Genomic DNA, 25,727 nt, shown 5'->3' on the forward strand with positions numbered 1-25,727 from the left:
ATTCATTGTGCTAGTAATAAAAAAAGATAATTTTTTAATTAATCAAAGTTAAAATTTTATGTTTTTGTAATTAAACCTTAACAATAAGACTGTACTAGGGTGCGTTAGCTCAGGGTAACGCACCCTAAATTTTAGCCTACATAATAAATTCAATTTTAGCTCTGGTGCAGAGATTCCTCTTAATTCAAATTTTGTAAAGATATAACCAAAATTAATAAAATATTATCCACTGTAAAGTTGTTAAGATTGCCTAGACAAGCAACTTTAAAGTTAATTTTAGCTAACCGCTTATTAGCATGACCTTTGCAGCGTAGAGATTTAAACAGCATTCAGAAATCTTACTGTAGTTATTCAAAACCTCATATTTTATTTTGATTTATGTTCAAAAGATAAATTAGTATTTAACAATAACAAAATAATTGCCTATCAAAAAATCCGTAGAATTCCTCTTATATGGGAAATGTTACTCAGCTTATATTTTTATTAGTTACACCAGAGAACTGCAAAAAATAATATATCTGGTCAAAGAGTATATTTATGCAAATTTCCTCTTTGTTGATAACTAAAACTTGATTTTTCATTAGTAACATTTTCCCAAAAAATTCAGAAATATGTCCCAATTTTTTAATAAGCTGACACCCCTAATTTTTACAACATTTTCTGCTTTTGTTGTTATCCCTGCTCAAGCGCAAGTCTTGGCAGAAGTGCATAACAGCAATGTTAATCACACTAGTCCCATCTCTTCCGAGTTATCTACTAATTCAGAAAAAGCTGTATCTAATAACTCTGACTCTAGCAGTTCAACAAATAAGAAACCAGATATTTTATCTGAAAATTCTGATAATACCACTCCAAATGCTGCTGCAACTACAACAGCTACACCATCCAATCCACGTATTCCCATATCGAGTAGGATTTTTCCTGTACCGACAATGGAACAGTAATTAAATATCGCAATTTTATTTGATATGTGAACAAAAGAGACAAGGAAGACAAGGAGGACAAGGAGGACAAAAAAGATAGATATTTGTGACTCCTACCCATTGGTTGTTTATACTCGATCGCGATTGTTCCCTAATCATTGCTGAGGAGAACATACTTGTTCGTAGTGTTTACCAGCAATCTCCCAAGTGAATTCTGTTTCTATAAGTTCTCTACTACGAACAGACAATTCATGTCGTAGTTGTGGAACATCGAATAGTTGACTAATCGCAGTCACATAATCTGCTGGTGTATTTGCTCTGAGCGCTTTTAGTGGTGTATCTTTACCATCTACAGCTAACCCTTCTAAACCGCGATCGCTTCCTACTATCGGTACACCAGCAGCCATTGCTTCTAAAGTTTTATTTTTAATCCCAAAACCCGTCCGCATTGGTACAATGCAGACGGTTGATTTGTGTAAATACTCTACCATTGAAAGTACGCGCCCAGTCACAGTAATTCCTGGTTGTTTTTTCAATGCTAAAACCTCTGGTGCTGGATGACTACCGACAATATCTAAAGTGGTATCGGGGTAAATTTTCTGGATTTCTGGTAGTACTTCTTGACTAAAGAAGCACACTGCATCAATATTGGCTAAATTATCCATTGCACCGATAAATATTAAGCGATGTCCTCCCGGATCGCTTTTTCTATAAGGAAAAGATACTAAATCTACACCATTGGGAATTACCGTAATTTCACTATTAGGGTTAAATTCTTGTAATTGGATTTTGTCTTCTGCGGTTGTGACGACAATTGCAGAGAACTTAGAGCAGTAGTTTTGCTCATAACGCCGTAAAAGTGGCAGATTAATTTGATCTCTCAATTTATTTTCGGAAATACCAGTGGCGAGTTGGTTATAGCAGCTACCGTAGACTGAACTGTGGATATTAACTACAGTTCTTAGCTGTTTTTGGAAATGAGGACGAATATAAATTTCATTCACGCTATGTTCGCAAGCGATCGCATCATATTTTTCTGCTTCAACAGCACGATCAATCCATTCTTGCATTTCAATAGAATAGCGGCTAAGTACACTCGGCGGTGTACCCTGTTGCAAAAATGAACTGAAGCGTTGGAGTTTCTTGAATATTCCGTCAGTTGTGTCGAGTTCTGAGGGACGTTCAAAAATCACCGCCATATCTACGCAATCCTTTAATCCTGCTATTTCCGCTTCTGTAACAGTGCGATCGCGCTGAGTTAGCAAAGTAATATGGTGACGTTGGCTCAAATATTTGAGTAAATTAAAAGTTCTCACCTGGGTTCCCCCCCGCGTGGGTGGATAGGGAAAAGTAGAAGATAGCATGAGTATATTCATATAAAATGATGTCTGTAATAACACCAATAAAAGCAATCATATATATACAATGACTTCAGTTAACCTTGATTGTCATCACGAATAACCCTTATATATTTTTGCTAGAAATTCAGTCAATCAAAACTGAGCAAGAGTTAGTACATCACGGTTGACAACCCTAACTATAATTTATGGTTTTAGGTAAAACTTAACTAAGTATTTTCGCGGTTAATATTTTTAATATTAGTGTTAAGATAAACGTAGTATTGGGAATACTAGTATGTAGGCTAATTTTTATCTATTAAAGCTTTTACTTATTGTGAGCAAAATTAGTATTTGTATTCCTACTTTTAATAGAGTAAATTTATTGCCTTACGCTATTGAAAGTGTAATGCAGCAGAGTTATCAGGACTTTGAATTAATTATCTGTGATGATGGCTCTAGTGATGGTACACCCAATCTGATGTCAAAGTATACAGATAAGCGCATTAAATATCTTCGTCATCAGCAAAATGTTGGTAAAAGTAATAATATGCGCTCTGGCTTTAATGCAGCTATGGGCGAATATTTTATTAAATTTGATGATGATGATAGACTTACACCAGATTTTCTAGCGCGTACTGTTGTTATTCTTGAGCAAGATTCGAGCCTTGATTTTGTTGGTACCGATCACTGGATTATCGATATTCACAACACCAGAAATGATGAATTGACTAAGGAAAATTCTCGTCGCTGGGGGAGAAGCAAATTATCGGCTGGTATTGTTGATAATTTATTAGAGGTTGTTTTTATTCATCAAAGCTTTCAAGTTGGTGCAACATTATTTCGGCGTCAAACTTTGCAAGAATTGGGGTTTATGCTTCCCAATATGCAAAATTGTGAAGATAATGATTTATTTGTGCGGTTAGCTTTGGCGGGGAAAAAAGGCTATTATTTACCAGAATTATTGATGGAATATCGCTACCATGCAGAACAGCAAGGTATTAATCGCGCGATTCCTTATTTATTTGATAAGATTTGCTATTTAGAAAGTTATAAGTTTGAGTCAGAGAAATTAGAGATTACGAGAAAGACTCGGCTAGCAGAAGCTAAGTTATTATTAGGTTTGCGTTTGATAGAAAAAGGTGAAATCCAAGTCGGTAGGGAGTTGGTGTTAGCTGGTAAGTCTTTTTCTAAAACTAAAGCTTGGACTGGGTTAGGTTTATCGTTGTTACCTGATGGGTTGCGTTATCAGATGTTTAATGTGTTGCGAAAGGTACAGGGTTAGAGTGTTTCCTGCCAAGATATCAAGATAAGCAAATTATGCAATAGTGCGATCGCACACTTTTCCGTAATTATGTAATCTAGTGCTAGGATGGGAAAAGTGTGTAAATTTTTGCCATTCGAGATAGAGTAGTGCTTAATGCTTAATTAGATACAGGCAAGATTACCAGTATGGAAACAAATGAGTTAAAATTCCTACTCAAGTTGTTGGGATGTACCAATTATCGCTCTAGTCTTAGCGCCAGCACCTTTAATGTTTTTAAAGGTGAGAAAAACAAAATTTGTAAAAGTTTAGGCGATCGCGAATTGGTAGACTATACCCGTGAGATTGCCACAGTTAAAATTTCAGGTTCCGGTCAAACTGTACTGAAAGATCCCAGTCAAGTACCAATTACAGACAAAGAACTTAAAGTACTGGAAAATATCAGTAAAGCTTCTGGACGAATACCTCCCAGTAAAATTACCTCGCTAAAAGCTGCGGAACGAGATGCAATATTAAACACTCTGAGCGAACGAGGGTTGATTGAGGCTGAATGGGGAATTAAAAAAACTAAAGCTGAGGTTTGGTTAACTGAAAGAGGAATTGCAGAATTGCGGGATGATTTCATTCCCAAAAAAGGCTCTAACCCTGTTATCAGTTTGGATTTGCTGAATAATTACCTACGGTTTTTACGGAAAAATCTGCGGGTGAAGCCAGAAGCGATTTCTACTCCACTACCCATTGCTACAGAATCAGCTTTGGAAACAATTAGTAATCTCAGTGATGAAGAAATTTTACAAATTATTGAGAAATTAGATAAAGATTTGGGTACAGATAATTATTTACCTATTTTCCATCTACGGCAGAAGTTACAACCACCGCTTTCAAGGGATGAATTAGATCAAGTACTGTATCGCCTAGAAGAAGCTAACAAAATTGAATTAAGTACTTTAGCAGAACCACGCGACTATACAGATGAACAAATTGAAGCTGGAATTTCTCAAATAAGCGGAGGTTCCTTATTTTTTATCACAGTCAATTAGCCGTCAAAATCTAAATTAAAAACAGGTGAACTTTCAAGAAAGCAGAGATACCAGTATGGCAACTATTGATGAAGTTATTAAAAAATCATTTAATCCTTTTAATAACAACGCAGCACGTAACTTTTGGGAAGACCAAGAGCCAGTCCCTACTGTTGACTCTATTCATCAAGAAGCACTAACTGAAATCAAAAGTGTTTTGGATCAGATTGCTAAAGATCATCAAACCCGTACCCTGATTCTCTATGGTGACCCAGGATCGGGCAAAACTCATTTTATGGGTCGGCTCAAACAAAAGTTAAACGATCAAGCCTTTTTTGTCTATATTGAGCCATTTCCTCAGAGCGATCATATTTGGCGGCATATCTTACGTCACACTGTTGATAGCTTGGTAAATGCTCCAGAAGGACAAACAGAGTCCCAATTAATCCTTTGGCTCAAAAGCTGCTTGACTAATATTCGTCAAGACTTACAAATTGAACAACAAGGCTTTATTGACAAAATAAAAGGCTTTTTTGGAAAAACGAAAACAGATGCTAATGTTGATCGTAAATTATTTATTGACATTCTTAAAAAAACCATAGGGACTAAAGGAATTTACAATGCTAACGAGTTTTTTGGTGTCCTTTATGACCTAACTAATCCCGAATTGAACTCTCTAGCATGTGAATGGTTGAAAGGGGATAATTTAGATGACGAAAGTCTGAAAAAGTTACAAGTTAAGCAATCGATTGATGGCGAAGATACTGCCAGAGGTATTTTAGGTAATTTCAGTAAAATCTCTAGTAAAACTCAGCCTATAGTTTTGTGTTTCGATCAACTAGATAACATAGCTCGTTTACCAGATGGTTCTATTGATATACAAGCTTTGTTTAATATTAACTCTACAATTTATAACGGCAGGTGGCAAGGTTTTTTGATTCTAATCAGCATTAGAACAAATAGCTGGAATGAAAATTACAAGCGAATTCAACCTGCTGATTTAGATAGAGCTAGACTAAAAATACCTCTGAAGCGCATCACGCTTGATGAAGCCGAAGCTTTGTTAGCTTCTCGACTTTATAATTTGCACCATCAGGCTTACTCTCTACCAGATTCTCCAATCTACCCTCTAACTACTGAGGTGCTAGTAAAAGCATTTCCTAGCCGTAAAGCCTCACCCCGTCAGGTATTAATCCTTGGAGAACATCTATTTCAAGAATATAAAGAATGGCTATTCCGCGATAAACAAGCTCCGAGGCCAAAATGGTTAGATGGTGAAACTCCGCTACCACCACCTCCACCACCAGATAAAATTAAAGCAGAATTCCAGTTACTCTGGCAAAAAGAATATAAAAAAGTTCAGGATAAAATTACGAAAATTTCTTTGTTATCAACACCTGAACTTATACGAATGTTGGATGAATCGCTAGCGGCTTTACAAGTGCAGGATGTTAAACTTCATCTTTTAAATGGGGCACATGCTAGTTGTTCTTTGACTTATAAAAAATCTGGTAGAAGAGATAGGGTAGGCATAGTTTGGACAGAAGATGGCAATATGAATACATTTTTTAATGTTATGAATGCTTGCCAAAAAGCTATTCAAGAAAATCTATGCAGTCCTTTATATTTAATTCGTTTGAGTAGTGTAGGTAAACCTAACCTTAGAGGAAATCAAATATATAGACAAATTTTTACATATACTCATCATCTTCATATCAAGCCAAGTCTGGCTTCTGTTTATTACTTAGCTACATACCATAGCTTGGTGAATTCGGCGCTGGCTCATGAGTTAGTGCTAGTAGGTAAAACCATTAATTTACAGGAACTACAATCTCTAATTCGTGAATTACAAATTTTGCATAAATGTACTTTATTGCAAGATTTAGGTATAGTTCCGAAACAAAATCCTGTCAGAGATCCTGATAATGCAAAACCAGATTTAAGACCAGTCAAAGATTTCATGTTAAATCAAATCAAAATTCAAGCTTTTATGGGAATTCCAGCTTTAATTAGGGAAGTACTCCGGCAATTTCCTACTGTGGAAGAGAGTGACATTTATCACATAATTGACTTATTATGTCAAGAAAAGAAAGTGAAAATTATTAATCCCAAAGCCAAGTTACAAGACCAATTGATTTGTTTAATTGCTTTATAGATTTATTGGAAAATATTTTAGTCAATGCAATACCTGAAAGAAGCAACAGAGATTCGAGAATTGATATCTAAGTTAGCAGCAGCCAATATTATGTGGTTGGATACAGAAACTGCTGATTGGAATACATACTACCCAAAATTATCTCTGATTCAGGTATTGCTCGATCCGCAAGATTTAACAGGTGTATCTGCTTATATTATTGATGTCTTAAATAAACGTGATTTGGCTGCATACTTTATCAACCAAATCATGATTAATCCCAATATCGAAAAGATTTTTCATAATGCTAGCTTTGATTTAAAGTATTTAGGCGGTAAGCTAGCTAAAAATGTTACTTGTACTTTACAATTAGCTAGAAAAATTACTTCTCAGCGTCTGCAAGTTTCTAATTTAAAACTGAAGACTTTAGCAGTAGAACTCTGCAATTTCTCTAATGTAGATATAGAAGAACAAGGAAGTGATTGGGGGAAGCGTCCTCTCAGTGAGAAGCAGCTAAAATATGCAGCGATGGATACGGTTTATTTAGCTGCTGTGCATCGTCGCTTACTAGAAATATCTAATTCTATTGCTGTAAATCATATTTTTGATATGGCACACCATACCTCAGAGTCGTCAAGCAAACAATCTGAGAATTCATCTTTGACGGTGACTAAAGTCCGTCTGGCTTTTGAGTGTCCGCGCTTATTTTATTTAAATCATACATTTGGCGATAAGGCAATCTTTTTACCACCAGATACGGCTATTGGAATTGGTAACACTTTTCATAAATTAGCAGATAAATTTGTAAAATTAGCTGTGATTGAACCGCAATTTAGAGATTTGTTTAAATCAGAAGCAGCACAGCTAAATGTTGAGGAAGTTACCTCACAAATGCGACAGATATTTTATCAGCTAGAATTTTTTCCCTATTTGGAGAAAGCTTTAGAGAAAGATCCAAATCAAGCCCAAGCACTATATAAAGTATGGGAGGGATTGCAAGGATTAATTAAACGCTTTGCAGAGTTATTAGTAATAAATCGTCAGCATTGTAATGCAGAAACAGTTATTAGTAATACATTTATAGCTGGAGAACGCAGTGTTGAACATAATTTTAATCTTCCTAATAGAACACAGCAAAAAATCAGGGGTGAATTTGATTGTTTGGTTTTTAATTTTCAACTAAATCGCCTTTGTGTGATTGAGTTTAAAACCTATCAACCTGTAGATCCATCAGCGCAGTTAGCACAGGTTTCACTTTATAGTTATTTGTTATGGCAGAAGAAGAAAGTAGCAGTTGATTCAGCAGTTTACTGTGTTTTACCAGAATTTAAAGAATATCAATATTCTTGGGAACAGTTAGAGAGTACTGTGCATCAGTTGATTCCCTATAAGTTGCAACAGATGCAAAAATGGTTAAGTTGGGAACAACCTCATGCTAATTCGCCACCACGAACAACTCAGGCTTATTTATGTGAAATTTGTCCCCAGCAACAAAAGTGTCAAACTTTTTTTGTGGATGCAGAAGTTGAAACTCCGCGACCATCAATTCCTAAGAAGGAGACATCAACTTCAGGCGATGTTATGGGCGAAAAATTAGTTGCTACTTTGCAATCTTTTAAAATTAAGGTTGATTATCAAGGTGCTGCTGTGGGGCCTGCTTTTATTCGGGTGAAGTTGAAACCCCATTTAGGCGTGAGTGTGAATTCAATTTTGCGATTATCTAATGATTTACAAGTGCAGTTAGGGTTAGCAAATCCACCTTTAATTGCGCCGCAAGCGGGATATGTAAGCATTGATTTACCGCGTTTAGATAGAGAAATTGCTAACTTTGAAGAGTATATTCAGCCAGAAACTTTACCCGCAAATGCACCTGTAAAAATTGCGATTGGGGTGAATTTAGAAGGAGAACTGATAGAAGCTGATTTATCCGATCCGAATACTTGTCACTTTTTGGTTGGGGGTACAACTGGAAGTGGAAAAAGTGAATTTTTGCGATCGCTCCTCCTCAGCTTACTATATCGTCATTCCCCCCAACACCTAAAAATCGCCCTGGTAGATCCGAAACGGGTGACGTTTCCAGAGTTTGAGCGCATGTCTTGGGCTTATTCATCTATTGTTAAGGATAGCGATCGCGCTATTGAACTCATGGATGAATTAGTTGCAGAAATGGAGTCTCGTTACCAAAGGTTGGAAAAAGCTGGCTGTGGTGATTTGACTAGCTATAATCATCGTTCCTCCCAACCTATAGCGCGGATTGTCTGTATTTTTGATGAATATGCAGACTTTATGGCAGAAAAGGAAATTCGTACTGCATTAGAACAAAGTATTAAAAGATTGGGTGCAAAAGCAAGAGCGGCGGGAATTCATCTGATTATTGCAACTCAACGTCCCGAAGCCGGAATTGTTACCCCCCTGATCCGCTCTAATTTACCAGGTAGAATAGCCCTCAGTACCAGAAGCGAAGCAGATTCTAAAATTATTTTAGGCGGTACATCAACAGCAGCCGCTTACTTATTAGGCAAAGGTGATTTACTTTACCAAGTCGGGCCGCAGTTACAACGGTTACAAAGTTTATTAGCTACTAAAATTCAGCTACCAAAATAATTAAAAGAAAAAATTTTAATTTTTTGTGACAAGCCGCTTTAGTCCTAAATGTGTTACTCACTGCTATAATTCTGACTGCCTCAATTGTGGCATGTCACTGGAATTACTTTGTGTATTCCAGAAAGATTAAATTAAACGTAAATTTTCATATATCAGGAGAGGTGTACGCTACCCGGATGGGAATGCGTCATCAAAGGACTTACCAATGGGATATGTAATTGCAACTGCAAATATGAAAGGTGGTGTCGGCAAAACCACCATTACAGTAAATTTAGCTACCTGCTTGGCGAAAAATCACGGAAAGCGGGTGTTGGTTCTCGATTTAGATAGTCAAATTAGTGCGACACTCAGCTTAATGTCGCCTTTAGAATTTGCCAAGCGACGGAAGACGAGAAAGACTTTTAGATATCTAATAGATCAAGTTATTACACCTGAACCAAACGCTAAATTTGCGATTCATGATATCGTTCAGAGCAAGGTTTGTAATTTGCCTGGGTTGGATTTGTTGCCGGGAGATATCGATTTATATGATGAATTTGTTGTTTCAGAAATGCTGCATCAACAATCGGTAGCTTTAGGCGAGCAAGATTTTGAAACTGTTTGGAATCGCTTTGAACGGGTGTTAATTAATAACATCTTAAAGCCAGTACGGGACGAATATGATTTTATTCTTTTAGACTGTGCCCCTGGCTATAATCTTTTAACTCGTAGTGCTTTAGCTTGCAGCGATTTTTATATTTTACCTGCTAAACCAGAACCTTTATCGGTGGTGGGTATTCAATTGTTAGAAAGACGCATTGGACAATTAAAAGATAGTCACGAGCATGAGGCAAAAATTAATATCAAAATGCTGGGGATTGTATTTAGTATGTCGAGTGCAAATCTGCTGACTGGTAGATATTATAAACAAGTTATGCATCGCGTTGTGGAAGATTTTGGTGTTGACAAAATTTGTAAGAACCAAATTCCTGTTGATGTGAATGTGGCTAAGGCTGTTGATAGTTTTATGCCGGCTGTGTTAATGAATCCGCAATCTCCTGGTTCTAAAGCGTTTCTTCAATTAGCCCAGGAGTTGTTGGAGAAATTGTAAAAATTGGGCATGGGGTATGGGGGATGGGATAGAACAGACGCGATTAATCGCGTCTCTAGCTTAAATATTGATGCTTTGAGGAATTTTGGCAGGGAGGAGATTAAGGGAATACTTTGTCTTCTCGAAAATTTTGGCAACAAATATAAAATTACGTTTCACCAAAGCTTAATCTTTCTTTAACCTTGCCTGTTGTACCCTAGCATGTAATTTAGTAGTTGAAATTTGTTTTGTTCGTAGTCAGGAATAAATACCTGACTACGAATTTACCCCTAAAAATGGCGTTGTTATGTTGAACTACTAAATATCTCTTTGCAAAATTCCCCATCAAGTCTTACCAATGGTTTTTGACCTTGCTCATTGGCTGTAACAGAGCAAACATAGGTAAAAAATACACAATTTCAGGGCAGTTTAAATGTTAAATGCTGTACAGACTATCAGTATCTTTCAAAAACAACCAAATCCGAAAGTGTTTTCAGCAGGGCAGGTAATATTTGAGGTAGGAGAGCCTGGTGATTGTATGTATGGTATTATCCAAGGCTCGGTTGATATATTAGTTGATGGCAAGGTTGTAGAAACAATTTCCGCCGGAGAAGTTTTTGCGATCGGCGCACTTGTAGGGGTAAAAAATAGAACTTATACCGCTATTGCCAAAACCGATTGTCAGCTTGCTTTCCTTGATGAGCAAAGGTTTTTGTTTGTAGTGCAAGAAACTCCTTTGTTTGCCCTACAAGTTATGAAAAACTACTCAGAACGTTTGACTCGTTTGGAGTATTCCCTTTCTAGTCTGAGAAAATAAGATACTGTTTTAGTGAGGACTAAAGTCCTCACTACGAAATCAATCTTAATATTTTTTTATTGTTGAGCGATCGCACAATTTAACATCTAAGACAATCGCTACAAGTCTTTTTCCCTAATTACTCTAAAGGAATACTATAAGCACTAAAGCCATAAGCTAAAGTTTCTTTCCAAGCATCTGATGGCTTGAGACTTCTATTAATTGCTTTAGCAAAAGGTAAGGGAATACCTTTGATAGTTTCCGGTAAAATTGCATATTCTGTTGTGGGTTCAACTATATATTGAGGACATTTAGCTTGAATCCCTGCATTATTCAACATCTCCTGAATTTCTATTGCTGAATATTGCTTGAGGTAAATGGGATTTTTGCTAAATATATTCAGGTTCCTAATAGAATTGTGGATGATATGGGAAGGACAAGCTTTGTTATGAAAGGAATGATTAAATACAAACATTCCTCCAGGCTTGAGAACCCGGAATATCTCGCTTAATAAGTTTCTTAACTGTGCATCTGGTATATGCATAAATACACAGTTAGAAATTACTAAATCTATGGAGTTGCCTGCTAAAGGTAATTTTTCTGCCGAATTACAAATTATATTAAATTCGGCATTGGGGAAAAAGTTATACTCTGCTTTAACCTTAATTAATCGCCTTAATAAAGATTCAGAAATATCAATAGCATAGTATTTTTGGCATTGGAGATTTTTTTCCTTAGAAAGATGTAAGGGAGCGCGACCATAACCACAACCAATTTCGAGAATAGAATCTACAGATTTATCTATAGGAAACTTATTCCAAGTTCCCCCAGGTCTCCCACCTAATAAGGTGTAATCTTGTTTAATGGCAGATGTTTCTGTTACTTGCTCAATTTTTTGGGAACCATAGTAGGTTTTGCCGATTGCATCCCATTTTTGTTTATGTTTAGTACTATTTAACTGTTCATAATTTTTAGGAAAATATATACCATCAATCAATTGAAAGTCATTTAAACTAGGTTGAGAATCGGCTAATTGAGTCATTTGACTATTTGGGAAATATAACTAGATTTTTTCTTGTTATACTCCTAAATAATAATTATCAGCAAGTGTGATTATATCTATAGTAATTAAAGTCTATTGAGGTAAATTATTACGTATATATTCTGAACAATATTTGCTCAAGCTTCGCAAATAAAAATATTGCCAGTTTTCCGTAATTTTACTATCAATCAGTTAAATCAGTTTACAAATCCTTTACATTTAATTATAGAGTGCAATTATCGGAGACTGTGCGGCAATGAATGAAGAGTCACAACAAAAACGGGTAGTAGTTGTGGGTGCAGGTTGGGCTGGTTTAGGCGCAACCTATCACTTAGCCAAACAAGGATATGATGTGACGCTTCTAGAAGCCGGGGCTTATCCGGGGGGACTAGTTGCGGGTTGGAAAACCGCCGCAGGACGTTCTGTAGAAGCAGGTATACATGGTTTTTGGTATCCTTACAGAAATATTTTTGCCCTGATTAATGAATTAGATATTAATCCTTTTACTTCTTGGACTCGTTCGGCGCAATATTCCCCGGCGGGTTTGGAAGTGGAATCACCAATTTTTCAAGAGTTACCCCGGCTTCCTTCACCATTGGGAACTTTTGTTTATACTCACTTTCAGCGTCTACCATTAATTGACCGTTTGAGTGCTTTACCTTTACTATATGCTGTGGTTGATTTCGATAATTCTCCTGATGCATGGCGGCGTTATGATTCTGTCACAGCGCGAGAATTATTTAAGGATTTTGGCGTGTCAGCAAGGCTATATAAAGATGCATTTGAACCAATGTTATTAGTAGGTTTATTTGCACCTGGTGAACAATGTTCTGCTGCTGCAACTTTAGGAATGTTGTACTTTTTTATTTTGGCTCATCAAAGCGATTTTGATGTTGTTTGGTGTCGGGGAACTGTAGGCGAGAAAATATTCCGTCCTTGGGTAGATAAAATTGAGAAAGCTGGAGCTAAGGTATTATCAAAACGGCGGGTAACTGATGTAATTATTGATGATAAAAATTGCGCTAAGGGTGTAGTTTGTGGTGATGAAGTATTTGAGGCTGACGCTGTAGTTTTTGCTGTGGGGGTGACGGGAATGAAGAAAATTGTTGCCAATAGCCCCAGTTTACAAAGTCGGCAAGAATTTCGCGATTTAAATAATTTGGGTGCAATTGATGTTTTAGCAACTCGCTTATGGTTTGATAGAAAAGTTAATATTCCTCGTCCTTCTAATGCTTGTTTTGGATTTGATGATACTACAGGCTGGACATTTTTTGATTTAAATGCGTTGCATGATGAATATAAAAATGAATCAGGAACAGTTATTGAAGCTGATTTTTATCATGCCAATCAGTTTTTGAATTTAGCTGATGAAGAAATTATTCCTATAGTGCAGCGTTATTTAACAACTTGCGTTCCTGATTTTCGTGAAGCTAAGGTGATTGATAGTAGTGTGATTAGATTACCGAATGCGGTGACTCATTTTGCACCGGGAAGTTATCGTCATATGTTACCAGCCCAGACGAGTTTAGCAAATGTGTTTATGAGTGGGGATTGGATTGTTAACCGTCACGGTTCTTGGTCGCAAGAGAAAGCTTATGTTACAGGTTTAGAAGCGGCAAATTTGGTAATTTCTTATTTAGGACAAGGACAGCCATCTGAGATTTTACCAGTAGAAGCAGATGAAGCCCATATCCAAGTAGCGCGATCGCTCAATCAAACAGTACGCAATCTCAGCAAATCTATTCTGCCTGATTTCTGGTTGCCTTAAGACTGCACACTGAGCGAAGTCGAAGTGTGCGAACTTCAAGCGGTAGTTTCGGCTTCGCTCAACTACCGCCTTTCAATGCCCCATGCCCAATGCCCCATGCCCTATACTTTGTTTGGGTAAGCTGACTGTAACTTTGGTTCCTTGCCCAATTTGGCTAAATAACTTAATATTACCCCCATGTAACTCTACGCAAGATTTAGCGATCGCTAATCCTAAACCTGTACCGGGAATTGTACCGACGTTACTACCCCGACTAAAGGATTGAAATAGCTTTTGTTGATCGTCTATGGGGATACCAATACCTTCATCTTTGATGTAAACCGTTACATCTGATTCCGCACCAATTAAATCAAATTCAATGCTCCCTCCATTGGGAGAATATTTAATGGCATTAGAAATTAAATTCATAAAGATTTGTTGCAACAATCCGCGATCGCCCCAGAAGCCTTGATAATTTCCCCTAGTGTTGAAAATTAATTCATGTTCCTGGGTTAAGGTTTCTCTTGCCTGTTGGAGAATATCGGCGAAAAATGGTAGTAAATCCAGGGGAATAGGCTTAAACCGGGTTTTATCCAATTCGATTTGGTTAACCATCAGCATGTTATCTACCAATTTGGACATTGACCGAGCTTTTTGCTCGATAATGCCTAAAAATCGCTGCTGTTTCGCTGCATCTAATTGTTGACCATATTTGATTAAAGTTGATGCAGCCGCCAAAATAGAGGTCAAAGGCGTGCGATACTCGTGAGAAACTGTGGCGACGATTTGCGATTTAAAGGTATTGAGTTGCTGTTCTTTGCGTAAGGCTGCTTGGGTTTGGGCGAGAAATTCTGCTTGTTGAATTGCGATCGCTAATTGTACCGATAATTCGTTAAGCATTTCTACTTCATCGGCTTGCCATTTGCGTTCTTGGGAACTGTGATGCGCTATCAACAATCCCCAAAGCGGATTTTCGCGATCGCAATTATTACTCAACTGAATCGGAACTACTAAATTATCCTTTGTTTTAAATTGTTCTAATAAATGTAAATAATTATTACTTAAACTAGCTATACATACTTGAGTAATTGCTAATTTACATCCCCATACATGGTTTTCACCCCCTACCTCATGACAAATATCTTGGATATTATGAAGTGGTGCTATAGATTCCCCAGAGTCAACTGAGCAAGCTACAGTTTTACCGCCATTATCTGGGGTAAATTGATACACTAAAACGCGATCGCATTTGAGAAGTTGCTGTACTTCTACTACTGCTGTATTTAAGATTTGCTCTAAATCTAAAGACTGGCGAATACGTAACGCTGTGGTTGCAATTAAGCGCTGTCGTTCGCGAGTTTTATATAGTTGGGCTTGCAAATACGATTGTTTAATGGCATTACGAACAGCTATTTGCAGCACATCAGGTTTGAGATATTGCTTGACTAAATAATCTTGCGCACCCCGTTTCATTGCTTGTACAGCAACTTCTTCATCGCCTCTCCCCGTCAGCATAATTACTGTTTTTGGAGTATCGAATATTTCTTTATTTAAGCGATCGAATAGTTCCAGCCCACTCATATCTGGTAGGCAAAAATCTAGCAGAATGACATCAAAATGCAATTTTTGGCACAAAGCTAGCCCGCTTTCTGCACAATCTGCCTCGAAAATTTGATAAGAATTGTACGGATCTTGTAAAAGATATCGACGATAAATTTTTCGATCCGCCGCACAATCATCTACGATCAGTAGCGTCCATGTATCCACCATATAAGTATGAGGATCGGGAAATAATAGTGTTTTTTAACTTATGTAGCTATTGCATAATTCTAAAAATAATCTAAAATAAATATAAATAAAATCTAAAATTTTTTGAAATAACTTTAAGTACTCGGCTAACTTATCTGTTTGGATAAGTAAGTATGCATGAATTTGCGAGTCAGTAGTTACACAGTAAATCCCAAGAATTGCTAGTTAAGAGGGGGAGACAGCGTGACGCGGAGAAATAAGAGATCGAGAAGATACAGAGACACAGACTTACTCAGAACTTATATGCAGTATGAGTACGAAACATCAGCATCAATAGACGAACAAAGTCTAATGCTGTATCACGCTCCGCGTACTTTTCTGCTCCCGACTATCCCATCAACTAGAAACATGCAAACTACGTTGAGACAGGCGGAGTATTAGTTGCTAACCAATAGTCTACAAATGCTTGAATTGTCTTTTGCAGTTCTTGTGCATCCATTGGCTTAACTAAATAGCCATTCGCGCCTTTTTGGTAACAAAACTCAATATCCCTGGGATTAGAGGATGTGGTGAAAACAACTATCGGGATTTCTCGGAGGCTGATATCTTGTTTAAGCCGCTCCAAAATATCCCGACCGTCAATCCCTGGTAAATTCAAATCTAGCAGGATTACAGAAGGTCTAAGTTTTGTCTGCGGATTTTCGTTACCACTGTCTTGATAAAGCAAATCTAAAACCTCATCTCCATTAGTACAGCGATATATAGGATTCTGCACGCACATGCGACGCATGAGCCGTTGTAGCATCCTAAAATCTTCATTGCTGTCCTCAACCACAAGTAGAGGTTCATGAAGTTTTGTTGTCATTAGTTGTCTTTACAAAATGTAATAATTAAAAGATTTTTGTTACTAATCTTAAACTATTCCAGGGTCAAATAGAAAGTTGAACCCATACCTGGGGATGATTCAACCCAGATGCGCCCGTTATGCAGCTCAACAATTTTCTTAACAATGGCTAATCCTGCGCCTACACCTCCACCATACTTTTCTTGAGAGTGGAGACGTTTGAATAGTCGGAAGATGGTTTCTCGATGGTGTTGGGGAATACCAATGCCATTATCGCGGACATAAAATACAGGATTTACAAAACTTTGCGCTTGCGTTTGTTGCGGATGGGAATCTAAGTAGCCAATTTCCACCCATTGGTCAGTTTTATCATTGTATTTAAAGGCATTCGTAATCAGGTTACTAAATATTTCGTTGACGAGAACCGCATCACAATCAATTGTGGGCAAAGGTCGAGGGATGCGAATATCAAACAGGTGAGAATCGGGACGACTAGCACGGAGAATATCAATTAATTCGGTGAGTAATTCGTTCAAATTGGTAGCTTGCTTGCGTAATTGTGCTTGTCCTAATTGCGCCAGTCGCAGTAGTGCATTAATCAGAGTTTCCATGCGCACTGATAAATTAACTACTGTCTGTAGACATTCAATTCCCTCATCATCTAAAACTTGGGCGTAATCTTCTAGGAGAATTGTTGAGTAATTATAGATACCACGCAGAGGTTCCTTGAGATCGTGAGAAGCAGCATAAGCAAAAGAGGCTAACTGACGGTTACTGCGTTCTAAATCGCGGTTAATTTTGGCTAATTCATCGGCTTTAGAAAGTACAATACCAACGATCGCATTTCTGAGTGCGATCGCACTATCAAGTTCACATTCTTTCCAAGGTAGAGAAGTTAACCTGACTGTTTCTTGCCATTTTGCAAAAGATTTACGCGGACTCAGGGTAACTGTACCATCTACCTCTGTGACTTGAAAAGCTTGATGAGGGTTACCTGCCCAGTTTACCGTTTGAATCACTTCAGGACGAAACCAGAGAATATAATAACGCCGGACTTGGGAAATTCGCAGTAGTAACAATCCACTAGCTGTATCTTTAAACGCAACGCTTTCTGGATAAATCTGGGGTAGAGAATTGGTAGAAAACAGATTGTCTTTAATTTGAGTATCTGCCCATTCAATTACAGCACGAACTTGCTCAATCTCTGGTGTTGTCCCCACCAGGGTAATTTCATTATCTAAACAAACTGCTGCACCAGAAGCACTGACAACATCTAGTAACCGGAGTTCTGGTTTAATTAGCGCATCGATAAAATTATCAGCTTGGGAAATCGATTCAATAAACTCAGATTGAAGAGATTTGAGTTTGACTTGATAATCTAATTCCAGTTCATTAACTTTATGGGTTAACTCCGATGAGACAATTCGCCCCAAAAAAGCGCAAATTTGCCGCATTTCATAGGAAAGAGGCTTAGGAGTTTGGTGATGACAGGAAATTAAACCCCAAAGCTGCTGATCTTGAATCAGCGCTATCACTAAAATTCCCGACACACCCATATTTTGATAATATTCCATACAGCAAGTATCAACACTCCGGAGGATAGATAAGCTTAAATCCAGAGGTTGATGGGTGATGGGGTTGTCGAGGGGAACTAACTTCACAGCCGGTGCAGTTAAGTTAGGGACAAATCGCAACATACCCCGCTTGTATAAATTTCTCGCTTGTAGAGGAATATCTGTAGCCGGATAATGTAACCCTAAGTATGGCGGTAAATCCTCCCGTTTCGCTTCCGCAACTACAGAACCCGCTCCTGTATGGTCAAATTGATAGATAATTACCCTGTCAAAAGCTGTGATTTCTCTAACTTGGCTAGCGACAAGATGCAAAAAGTCACTCAAATTGGATGTTTTTTGAATATCCGCGATCGCTTCACTGACTAAAGCATGGAAACTTAAAAAACTCAACTCTGAACTAGATTGAGTCGGTTCTAGTTCTAAAATTAAAGTCTCTTCTGTACGATGGGCAATACAATCAAAATATTGTTCGGAATTTTTAGTATTTATAAATACTTTGTAACTAGTGTAAACACTAGGCTTTTTTGTCCAGCATTGCCTAATAGCTGCAACTTGTTGATTATCCAGTAAGCTAGTTAGGGGTTTATCCAACAAGTCAGAAATAGATTTACCCAAAATTTCTTGGGTATTGTTACTAACTTGTACTATATGTAATTGAGAATTGAGAGTTAAGAGTACACCATGAGGTTGGATAGAGCCAGGTAGGTGAATTAATTTGCGATCGTGGTTCGTCAAAGAAGCCGTTGAGGCAAGATTGTCTTCTGACTGGCTCATAGCTTAAATTTAATAGCAAGCTTCTTTTTACAATACCGCAATTAAATTTTACATTTATTTATGATTTCATAATCATTTTTCATGATCGTTTATCCTAACATCTGCTGAGTACTATTCTGAAAGCTTGACCGTTGACCGTTGACTGTTGACCGTTGACTGTTGACCGTTGACCGTTGACTGTTGACCGTTGACTGTTGATCAATGCCCAATGCCCCATGCCCCATGCCCCTTAATGATTCCTATTAGTGATAATGTGCGCACTCGCCATCGCCCAATTATGAATTACTGGCTGATTGGCATCAATATTGCCGTGTTTTTCTGGGAAATCCAGCTAGAACTCGGTAATAAGTTAGGTGAAGTGATTTATAGTTGGGGTGTAATACCCGCACAAATTACTGGCGCGATCGCAAATGCGATGGCTAATCCCGCAGCATGGGTAGTTGTCTGCTTGCGGTTGATGGCTTTACCTGTGGGAATGTTTCTACATGGTAGTTTTAGCCAAATTTTAGGAAATCTCTTATTCTTGTGGGTTTTTGGCAAGACTTTAGAAAACATTCTCGGACATGGAAAGTATTTAGGATTTTATTTATTAAGTGGTATTTGGACAGCATTAGTCCAAATTGTTGCGGAACCAAGTTTATCAGTTCCCTTGATTGGTGCGAATGGGGCGATCGCTTCTGTTTTAGGGGCATATATGATGAGGTTCCCCAAAGCCAAAATAGATAGTGTGATTCCCTTGATAATTATATATATTCCGGCAAAATTACCGGCTTTTGTCTATTTATTTTGGTGGTTTATCCAACAGCTTTTTTATAGTATTGGTAGTTTAAATATTCCTCCTGGGGGTGTGAATCAATTTAGCATTGGTTACTGGGCACAAGCAGCAGGATTAATTATTGGTGCGGTTGTGATGAAATTGCAAAGGAGGTAATGGGTAGGTTTTGGGCATTGGGCATTGGGCATCCCTTCGACTTCGCTCAGGGCGAGTGGGCATGGGGCATGGGGCATCCCTTCGACTTCGCTCAGGGCGAGTGGGCATGGGGCATTGGGTATAAGAAAGAATACTCTGTATTCCTACAAACTCAAGTGGCCTGAGTTTATGTAAGATTTGCTAAGGTGGCGATCGCATCTGGACGGTAATGAAGATGCGATCGCTTTCTTACAGCATATTTCAGGTAAGTGAGGTATGTGCTTCGGGGCATGGCAGTGCCAGTGCCCCTACAATCAACGCTCATCTGTACCTCACAAACTGACTGGTTCCTCATCTAAAGCCGCTAGGGGATGGTTAGTATCCAGCCATGCAACTTGAGCTTCTAATTTGTCACAACACTCTCTTACCAAACGCAAACCCTCATCTCGCGTTAGATGAGCAGTAGCTGGGGTAAATTCTTGGAGAATATCGCCTTCGATAGTGTGATATTTATCTAGCTGATTGCGCAATTTTGTTAAATACTTTGCGCCTTCACCACCATCTGTAATTGCAAATTGCAAAATAGAATCGACGTAAGCCTTAACTTGGGGATGTTTAACTCCCTCTGTTGCAGCAGCATACAGCAATTCACCATTTAAATAATCAAAATCAGGTACCCAAAGGTAATTTCCCTCCAATTCAAAGGTATATACATCTTTACCTGGTTTGACTTTTAATTGCTCGCTGCGTACTCGATGGGCAGCTTTTTCTACCAATGCAACGATTGCTAGAGTTACCGATGGATAATTGCTGTCAATACATCTAATTTCTACAGTCCCCAACTTGTTGAGTCGGATGGGATTCCAAGCAGATTTGAGTAAACTTCCCCCAGCTTCTAAGAACCGATGGCGCTCAATGCCGGCTTTATCTAGGGCTTCTAGCCAAGCATAATAACGGGAAAATTGCTGTTCTACTAAACTTTCTACAGTCTCGGCGTATGGCATCAATCCGCCGACAGGCTGTAAACCAGTATACACTCCTTCCCAACCGAAAATATCGCTACCTCGATAACGAATTGTATGTGCAGCTAACCCAATCGCCTCACCTTCATAAAAAGGACAAGCCCGCCCCAAGGAAATCAGCGCAGAGTCAAAAGCTGTAGCCAAATTGTAAATATTGAGTAATTCCTCGCGCTCTTGTGCTGTCGAGTTGTAAGATACTGTCACATGAGGATCTATGACTCCTGGCGGTACTTCTAAATGCAAGTGCGTACCCGTACATTTGCCGGCGTGCAGAAAGCGATCGTAACCGACGGTGCGGGCTTGAATATGATAATTGGAGCGATCGCGCATTACGGGCATAATATGCAAAGGATAGCTCGAAAGCGGATATAGCCGTAAATCCATCTGTCGGGCTACAGCTAGTGCTAATTTCAGATTTTTTAAATACTCTATAGCCAATTCTGTCCCGGAGTAGGCTGGTGGAGTATTGATTTCAATCATACTTTTGACAAATTCTGGCACAAAGTATTGTGGGTTTAAACCTTGTGCTTGAGCCATTAAATGACAACCTTGCAAAAATTCATCACCACGATGACTGAGATCGCCAGATTCATCTACTAAAAAAAACTCTTGTTCCAGACCAATGCGACGCTTTAGTACATCCATATCCCAAGTATTGACTTAGTTGAAGTTACTGAGCAATAACCAGGTAAGAGGTTTTGTTGGAAATTTAGTTTTCAGTTTTCAGTTATGCAGTGGAAATTTCTGGAGAAAAATCAACTTAAATCTTGTTGATTCAATCCCCCTACATTAATTTGTGGGAATTTTCTTCTGTCCTCTATATTTATCTCGCTAGCGATCGCTACCTCATCCTAGATATGCTTAAGGATGGGTACTACCACTTGTGGATAAGGATAATTGCTCAAATTCTGAACAAACTCTATTTTCCTATATCAGCTTCAGCTACTTGAATATTTGCAACACAGCTTTAAAATTAATAGTCAATGGTCATTGGTCAGAGACGCGATGAATCGCGTCTGTACAATAGTCATTGCTCATTTGTCAGTTGCTTCCTTGTCTTCCTTGTCTTCCTTGTCCCTCTTTCATCCATAGCGATGACAATTTTTTTAACCAGACTGCTTCCTCACCTACCCTCTAGTTCTGGTTCACATATCGCAATGCAAAAATTGCATTCACCCTACATAACTGTTATCTCGTTTTCTTGATAAAGTATGACTTAATTTAGAAGCAAAATTCTGCGAATAAGATGTATCTTGAAATATTAGATATTTTCTTCTTACTCCCTAGCCAACCGCAAACTGGGAGAAGTGCAGCTTTAAGTCTCCCTTTTTCGGGGCGATTTAGAGGAATGTTAAGTTGCTTGTGTATCGGTAATGACTTTTAGGACAGTCTCTAACGCTTGTGGATAATATTTATTTCCCACTTAATTAAGATTCTTGTCATGACAAAGTCTCTAGCTTAGGCAAAAAAATTGCCGAAAATCGGCAACTAGATACACACTGATGCTATTTCATTTGCTTGAATAGCTATATTGATAGGACAGAAATTCACCACTTGTTATTATGCCTAGTAAGTTAATAAATGTTAGAGAGTACACAGTTCGCGCACATCAAAGAGAAATCCACACTCGTGTGTTTCACTTTATCTGCAAGGAGTGTAATGAGAGTACGCAAAGGGAGACTTATGGGACTCGACCGTTATATTGCGAACGTTGTCGCCCTCCCCAAGCGCCGAAAAAACCGCAGAAGCCAGCAGCTAAAGCCAAGCCCAGGCCGATGACTTACAAAAGTAAATCTGATTTGGATTGATTAATGTCTTATGACTGTTAAGGGAAAATTAGAACCTCCACCGGATACTTACCTCTCTCCACTATTGGAATTAAGAGACTACTATGCACGCATTGTAGAAGAGTACGAACGCTTATATACACAAGCGCGATCGCATCTCAATCATGTAGAAGCTTTGTTATCTAACTGGTCAAATTTAGATAACAGCAACAAAATTGTTAAGTCTGATGTGACTGATGAGACATTAGCTCGTCAAGCAGAAGAGATATTATCGCTAAATGGTATTGCTGATGCTAATACTGATCTTTTAGAGTCCAATCAATCTGCACCTTTAGACTTAGAACTTTCAGATTCGCCAACACTTGAGTCACCGCAATTATCATCTGCGATCGCCAACGATCAAGAATTGGAATCTGCACAGTCTGAATCTGCACAGTCTGAATCTGCAACTACAGATTCTAGCGAGTCCTCTGTAGAAGCCAAAGAGCAATCAATCAAAGGACAGGACTTTCCGATGCTACCGGAGTATCGAGACTGTATCAATCGGATTGAAGCGATTAAAAGGGTGTTGCAGGCATATAGCGGTACAGTATGTCATATCGATTTCATTGTGCGATCGCTCTATGGAGATTTAGACCCCAGTATCTTCAAGGTAGTTAAAGGTAGAGTCCAATCTTCACTCACTCAAGGTAAAGGTAGTAGTTGGTCAGCCATACCCGATGAACCTGGTTGTTACACCTTGGATCTGAAGTTGCTCAATGCAAATCACAGTCACGCATCTACCAAAACTCTCTCCCAGAAAAAGAAGAAACCTATAATTCTTCCCAAGACAAAAATAGTACCAATGCTCAGAGCTTATGAGGGTCAATTTTTAATTGATGCTATCACCTCTCTGTTAAGGCAAAATTCCGGCAAAGTTTTTACCGTAGCGGAAGTGATCGCTGGGCTGTATGGCGAACTAGATGCGGATGAACTGCGAGAGGTTAAAAGTAAGGTGCTAAATGAGCTATCGCGAGGTTATCGTACAGGGCGATTCTCCAGAGTTCCCGAAAAGGTTGGCTTGTACACTTGGAATACAAATGTAATGCGAGAAAGAAGTTAAACGATTAACCATCGATATAGCAAAGAGTCCAAAGTCAAAATAACTCTGGACTCTTTACATGCTTACCCCACAAGCCTTTTACCCCTCCCCTTTTTCCCCTCCCCGTTTACGGGGAACTCGGGGCCCCCTCTGGGGATTAGGGGCAGGGAAGTTTTGGCTTTAGACAAAACTGGGGTGGGGTAACGCGGATCTTGATGGTAGACGATGTGAGGCAAAATCAATTCCCGATCGGGCTTTCGCGTTACAGCAGTTTTCACCTATTTGAACTACATCTGTCGTAGGGGCACGGCACCAGTAAAATTATTGTATGTACCAAAAGATTGTCGATGCCGTGCCCCTACAGTGTGGTCTATTTACCTGAAAATAGCTGTAAGTTGACACGTATGATTGCTACTACTCCACTCTAGCCCGCAGTGCAGGAGAGCGAAACAGGGTTTGGAATGCTTCTTGTCTTTGTGCAGATGTTTCTTTTGGGTAATCCCAAAGACTTTCATAATAGAAGAAAGACACCCCTAAACCTCGTTCTTGAGCAGCGCGCACCTGAGATTTAATTTGCTGTATGGGTACGGGATTATTACGCAATCCTGCCATAATCCCCACACCGGTGGGAATTGATTTTTGTGCTTCTTGAATTTCTTGACGAGAAATATTCGCCACAAAACTTTGGAGATTGGGGCGATAAATTTGCACAATTAGCTCATCGACAATATTCAGCTTGATCCAGTTGAGCCAGTCTTGGAGTTGAAACTTGTAAGCAAAATCGTAGTAGTTAGGCGCAACGGAAAAAATCAACCGAGGTTTTTGCGCTTTAACAGCTTGGTTGAGTTTTACCATGAATGCTGTAATTTTATCGGCTCGCCAGCGCACCCAATCCGGATCTTCTGGATTCTTCGGTGGGTTTTTCTTGGTTTCTTGATTGTACAAAGCAACTGTGTATTTATCGTAGCCAAATTGAACTGGCAAACTAGTATGATCGTCAAACTGAATCCCATCAACGTCATATTGGCTGATGTTTTCTAGTACCAGACTAGTAATAAACTGCTGCACTTCCGGATGGAAGGGATTCAGCCACATCACTTCCCCAGCCGCACTAATGGAAGTTTGAGCGCCATTTTGCTTTTGGGTAAACCAGTTAGGATGCTCCATCACTAATTCTGATGTTGGTGGAGCCATAAAGCCAAACTCAAACCAAGGAATCACGAGTAATCCTTGGCGATGGGCTTGGTTAATTAAGTCTGCTAGAATATCATGCCCGTCTTTACCTCGCAACACAAAGGGTTGAATCCCTGTACGCTTGGCTACAGCACTAGGATACATCACATAGCCGGAATTCCAGACTACAGGATAGATAGTATTGAAATTCAGTCTTCGCAGTTTGGTGACAGACTCGGTAACTTTGGCGCGTTCCTTGAGAACGTCAATATCATTGTTAGTCATCCACACACCGCGAATTTCTTCGCGGGGTAATGGGGGAACTTGAGCGATCGCAGCAGTGAAGTTATCTACCAGTAATATCGTTATACAAGATATCAAGACTAGGATTGGGAAAAGACGCTTGCGCAATGTCTGACTAAAAGTGGACGCCTGTCTACGTCGCCAACCTTGAAAAACAGAAATTACTTTCAAAATTAGTTTCATAGGTCTAAAAAATGCGTTAGCTACCCACAGGCGCAGGCTTTGATCGTTAAATCTACTAGTCATATAGTCTACAAGCATTTATGCCTATTAGAGAATTGATTAACTGGTAGTTATGCATTCCCTGTGCATTCAACTCTTTAGGGGCTAGGGGTTAGGGGTTAGGGGCTAGGAGAGGGAGATTTTCATGTTTGGTTGTAAAATATTTTCGCGATCGCCTGAGTTGTGCAAGCAAACTCAGCAACTTAAAATGTGTGACGTATTCAGTAGCAATTAGGTGCCCAATATATCTATTTTATTGGTGTCCGTTGTCAGTAGTATCAAGGTCATTGAGATTGCGGTTCATCATATACAGGCGATCACGCTTTGCATTTTTTGTTTGCGATCGCTTGACT

General features: G+C 38.8%; 19 protein-coding genes. 11 read left to right on the forward strand and 8 right to left on the reverse strand.

Annotation, left to right across the window (positions count from 1 at the left end; genetic code table 11):
- The first annotated feature begins 611 nt into the window (after positions 1-611).
- The gene (locus AACW45_RS01015; protein ID WP_190626788.1) at positions 612-944 is read left to right on the forward strand and encodes a hypothetical protein; all 333 of its coding nucleotides are present in this window, start codon (positions 612-614) and stop codon (positions 942-944) included.
- A 134-nt stretch (positions 945-1,078) separates the two neighbouring features.
- On the opposite strand, the gene AACW45_RS01020 is transcribed toward AACW45_RS01015, so the two are convergent.
- Complete coding sequence (locus AACW45_RS01020) at positions 1,079-2,299, reverse strand: glycosyltransferase family 4 protein (RefSeq protein ID WP_190626791.1); 1,221 nt, start codon at positions 2,297-2,299, stop codon at positions 1,079-1,081.
- Positions 2,300-2,597: 298 nt separating this feature from the next.
- Between AACW45_RS01020 and AACW45_RS01025 the strand changes: the two genes are divergently transcribed.
- The 6 genes from AACW45_RS01025 (at position 2,598) to AACW45_RS01050 (ending at position 11,167) form a co-directional block, all read left to right on the forward strand.
- Positions 2,598-3,545: a glycosyltransferase gene (locus AACW45_RS01025; RefSeq protein WP_190626793.1), complete on the forward strand. Its 948-nt coding sequence runs from the start codon at positions 2,598-2,600 to the stop codon at positions 3,543-3,545.
- A gap of 167 nt (positions 3,546-3,712) precedes the next feature.
- The gene (locus tag AACW45_RS01030; RefSeq protein WP_190626796.1) at positions 3,713-4,564 is read left to right on the forward strand and encodes a transcription factor RcaD; all 852 of its coding nucleotides are present in this window, start codon (positions 3,713-3,715) and stop codon (positions 4,562-4,564) included.
- Positions 4,565-4,619: 55 nt separating this feature from the next.
- Complete coding sequence (locus tag AACW45_RS01035) at positions 4,620-6,698, forward strand: AAA family ATPase (RefSeq protein WP_190627472.1); 2,079 nt, start codon at positions 4,620-4,622, stop codon at positions 6,696-6,698.
- A gap of 24 nt (positions 6,699-6,722) precedes the next feature.
- On the forward strand, positions 6,723-9,281 hold the full coding sequence (locus AACW45_RS01040) for a DNA translocase FtsK (RefSeq protein WP_190626798.1): 2,559 nt from the start codon (positions 6,723-6,725) through the stop codon (positions 9,279-9,281).
- A gap of 205 nt (positions 9,282-9,486) precedes the next feature.
- Complete coding sequence (locus AACW45_RS01045) at positions 9,487-10,371, forward strand: ParA family protein (RefSeq protein WP_190626801.1); 885 nt, start codon at positions 9,487-9,489, stop codon at positions 10,369-10,371.
- Between the two features lie 412 nt (positions 10,372-10,783).
- A complete protein-coding gene (locus AACW45_RS01050; protein ID WP_190626803.1) occupies positions 10,784-11,167 on the forward strand; it encodes a cyclic nucleotide-binding domain-containing protein in 384 nt (127 codons plus the stop codon).
- A 118-nt stretch (positions 11,168-11,285) separates the two neighbouring features.
- On the opposite strand, the gene AACW45_RS01055 is transcribed toward AACW45_RS01050, so the two are convergent.
- The gene (locus tag AACW45_RS01055; RefSeq protein ID WP_190626805.1) at positions 11,286-12,188 is read right to left on the reverse strand and encodes a class I SAM-dependent methyltransferase; all 903 of its coding nucleotides are present in this window, start codon (positions 12,186-12,188) and stop codon (positions 11,286-11,288) included.
- Positions 12,189-12,426: 238 nt separating this feature from the next.
- Here AACW45_RS01055 and AACW45_RS01060 point away from each other — a divergent pair, with 238 nt between their 5' ends.
- Entirely contained in the window at positions 12,427-13,956 is a 1,530-nt protein-coding gene (locus AACW45_RS01060) for a hydroxysqualene dehydroxylase (RefSeq protein WP_339381926.1), read from the forward strand.
- Between the two features lie 72 nt (positions 13,957-14,028).
- On the opposite strand, the gene AACW45_RS01065 is transcribed toward AACW45_RS01060, so the two are convergent.
- The 4 genes from AACW45_RS01065 to AACW45_RS01080 form a co-directional block, all read right to left on the reverse strand.
- Entirely contained in the window at positions 14,029-15,705 is a 1,677-nt protein-coding gene (locus AACW45_RS01065; protein WP_190626810.1) for a hybrid sensor histidine kinase/response regulator, read from the reverse strand.
- A 394-nt stretch (positions 15,706-16,099) separates the two neighbouring features.
- Complete coding sequence (locus tag AACW45_RS01070; protein ID WP_190626812.1) at positions 16,100-16,549, reverse strand: response regulator; 450 nt, start codon at positions 16,547-16,549, stop codon at positions 16,100-16,102.
- Positions 16,550-16,602: 53 nt separating this feature from the next.
- Entirely contained in the window at positions 16,603-18,876 is a 2,274-nt protein-coding gene (locus AACW45_RS01075; protein ID WP_190626816.1) for an ATP-binding protein, read from the reverse strand.
- A gap of 94 nt (positions 18,877-18,970) precedes the next feature.
- The gene (locus AACW45_RS01080) at positions 18,971-19,093 is read right to left on the reverse strand and encodes a hypothetical protein (protein ID WP_277880175.1); all 123 of its coding nucleotides are present in this window, start codon (positions 19,091-19,093) and stop codon (positions 18,971-18,973) included.
- Between the two features lie 15 nt (positions 19,094-19,108).
- On the opposite strand from AACW45_RS01080, the gene AACW45_RS01085 reads away from it, so the two are divergent.
- Positions 19,109-19,807: a rhomboid family intramembrane serine protease gene (locus AACW45_RS01085; RefSeq protein ID WP_190627475.1), complete on the forward strand. Its 699-nt coding sequence runs from the start codon at positions 19,109-19,111 to the stop codon at positions 19,805-19,807.
- A 311-nt stretch (positions 19,808-20,118) separates the two neighbouring features.
- On the opposite strand, the gene AACW45_RS01090 is transcribed toward AACW45_RS01085, so the two are convergent.
- A complete protein-coding gene (locus AACW45_RS01090; protein WP_190626819.1) occupies positions 20,119-21,453 on the reverse strand; it encodes a glutamate-cysteine ligase family protein in 1,335 nt (444 codons plus the stop codon).
- 917 nt (positions 21,454-22,370) lie between these two features.
- Here AACW45_RS01090 and AACW45_RS01095 point away from each other — a divergent pair.
- Both AACW45_RS01095 and AACW45_RS01100 read left to right on the forward strand, forming a co-directional pair.
- A complete protein-coding gene (locus AACW45_RS01095; RefSeq protein WP_242045430.1) occupies positions 22,371-22,616 on the forward strand; it encodes a hypothetical protein in 246 nt (81 codons plus the stop codon).
- A gap of 10 nt (positions 22,617-22,626) precedes the next feature.
- Positions 22,627-23,697 carry a hypothetical protein gene (locus AACW45_RS01100; RefSeq protein ID WP_190626822.1) on the forward strand — a complete coding sequence of 357 codons (1,071 nt, stop codon included), beginning with the start codon at positions 22,627-22,629 and terminating at the stop codon, positions 23,695-23,697.
- 393 nt (positions 23,698-24,090) lie between these two features.
- On the opposite strand, the gene AACW45_RS01105 is transcribed toward AACW45_RS01100, so the two are convergent.
- On the reverse strand, positions 24,091-25,398 hold the full coding sequence (locus AACW45_RS01105; RefSeq protein ID WP_190627477.1) for a glycoside hydrolase family 10 protein: 1,308 nt from the start codon (positions 25,396-25,398) through the stop codon (positions 24,091-24,093).
- Positions 25,399-25,727: the final 329 nt, after the last annotated feature.

It is taken from the genome of Calothrix sp. FACHB-168 (genome assembly GCF_963889195.1).
GTDB lineage: Bacteria > Cyanobacteriota > Cyanobacteriia > Cyanobacteriales > Nostocaceae > Aulosira > Aulosira anomala_A.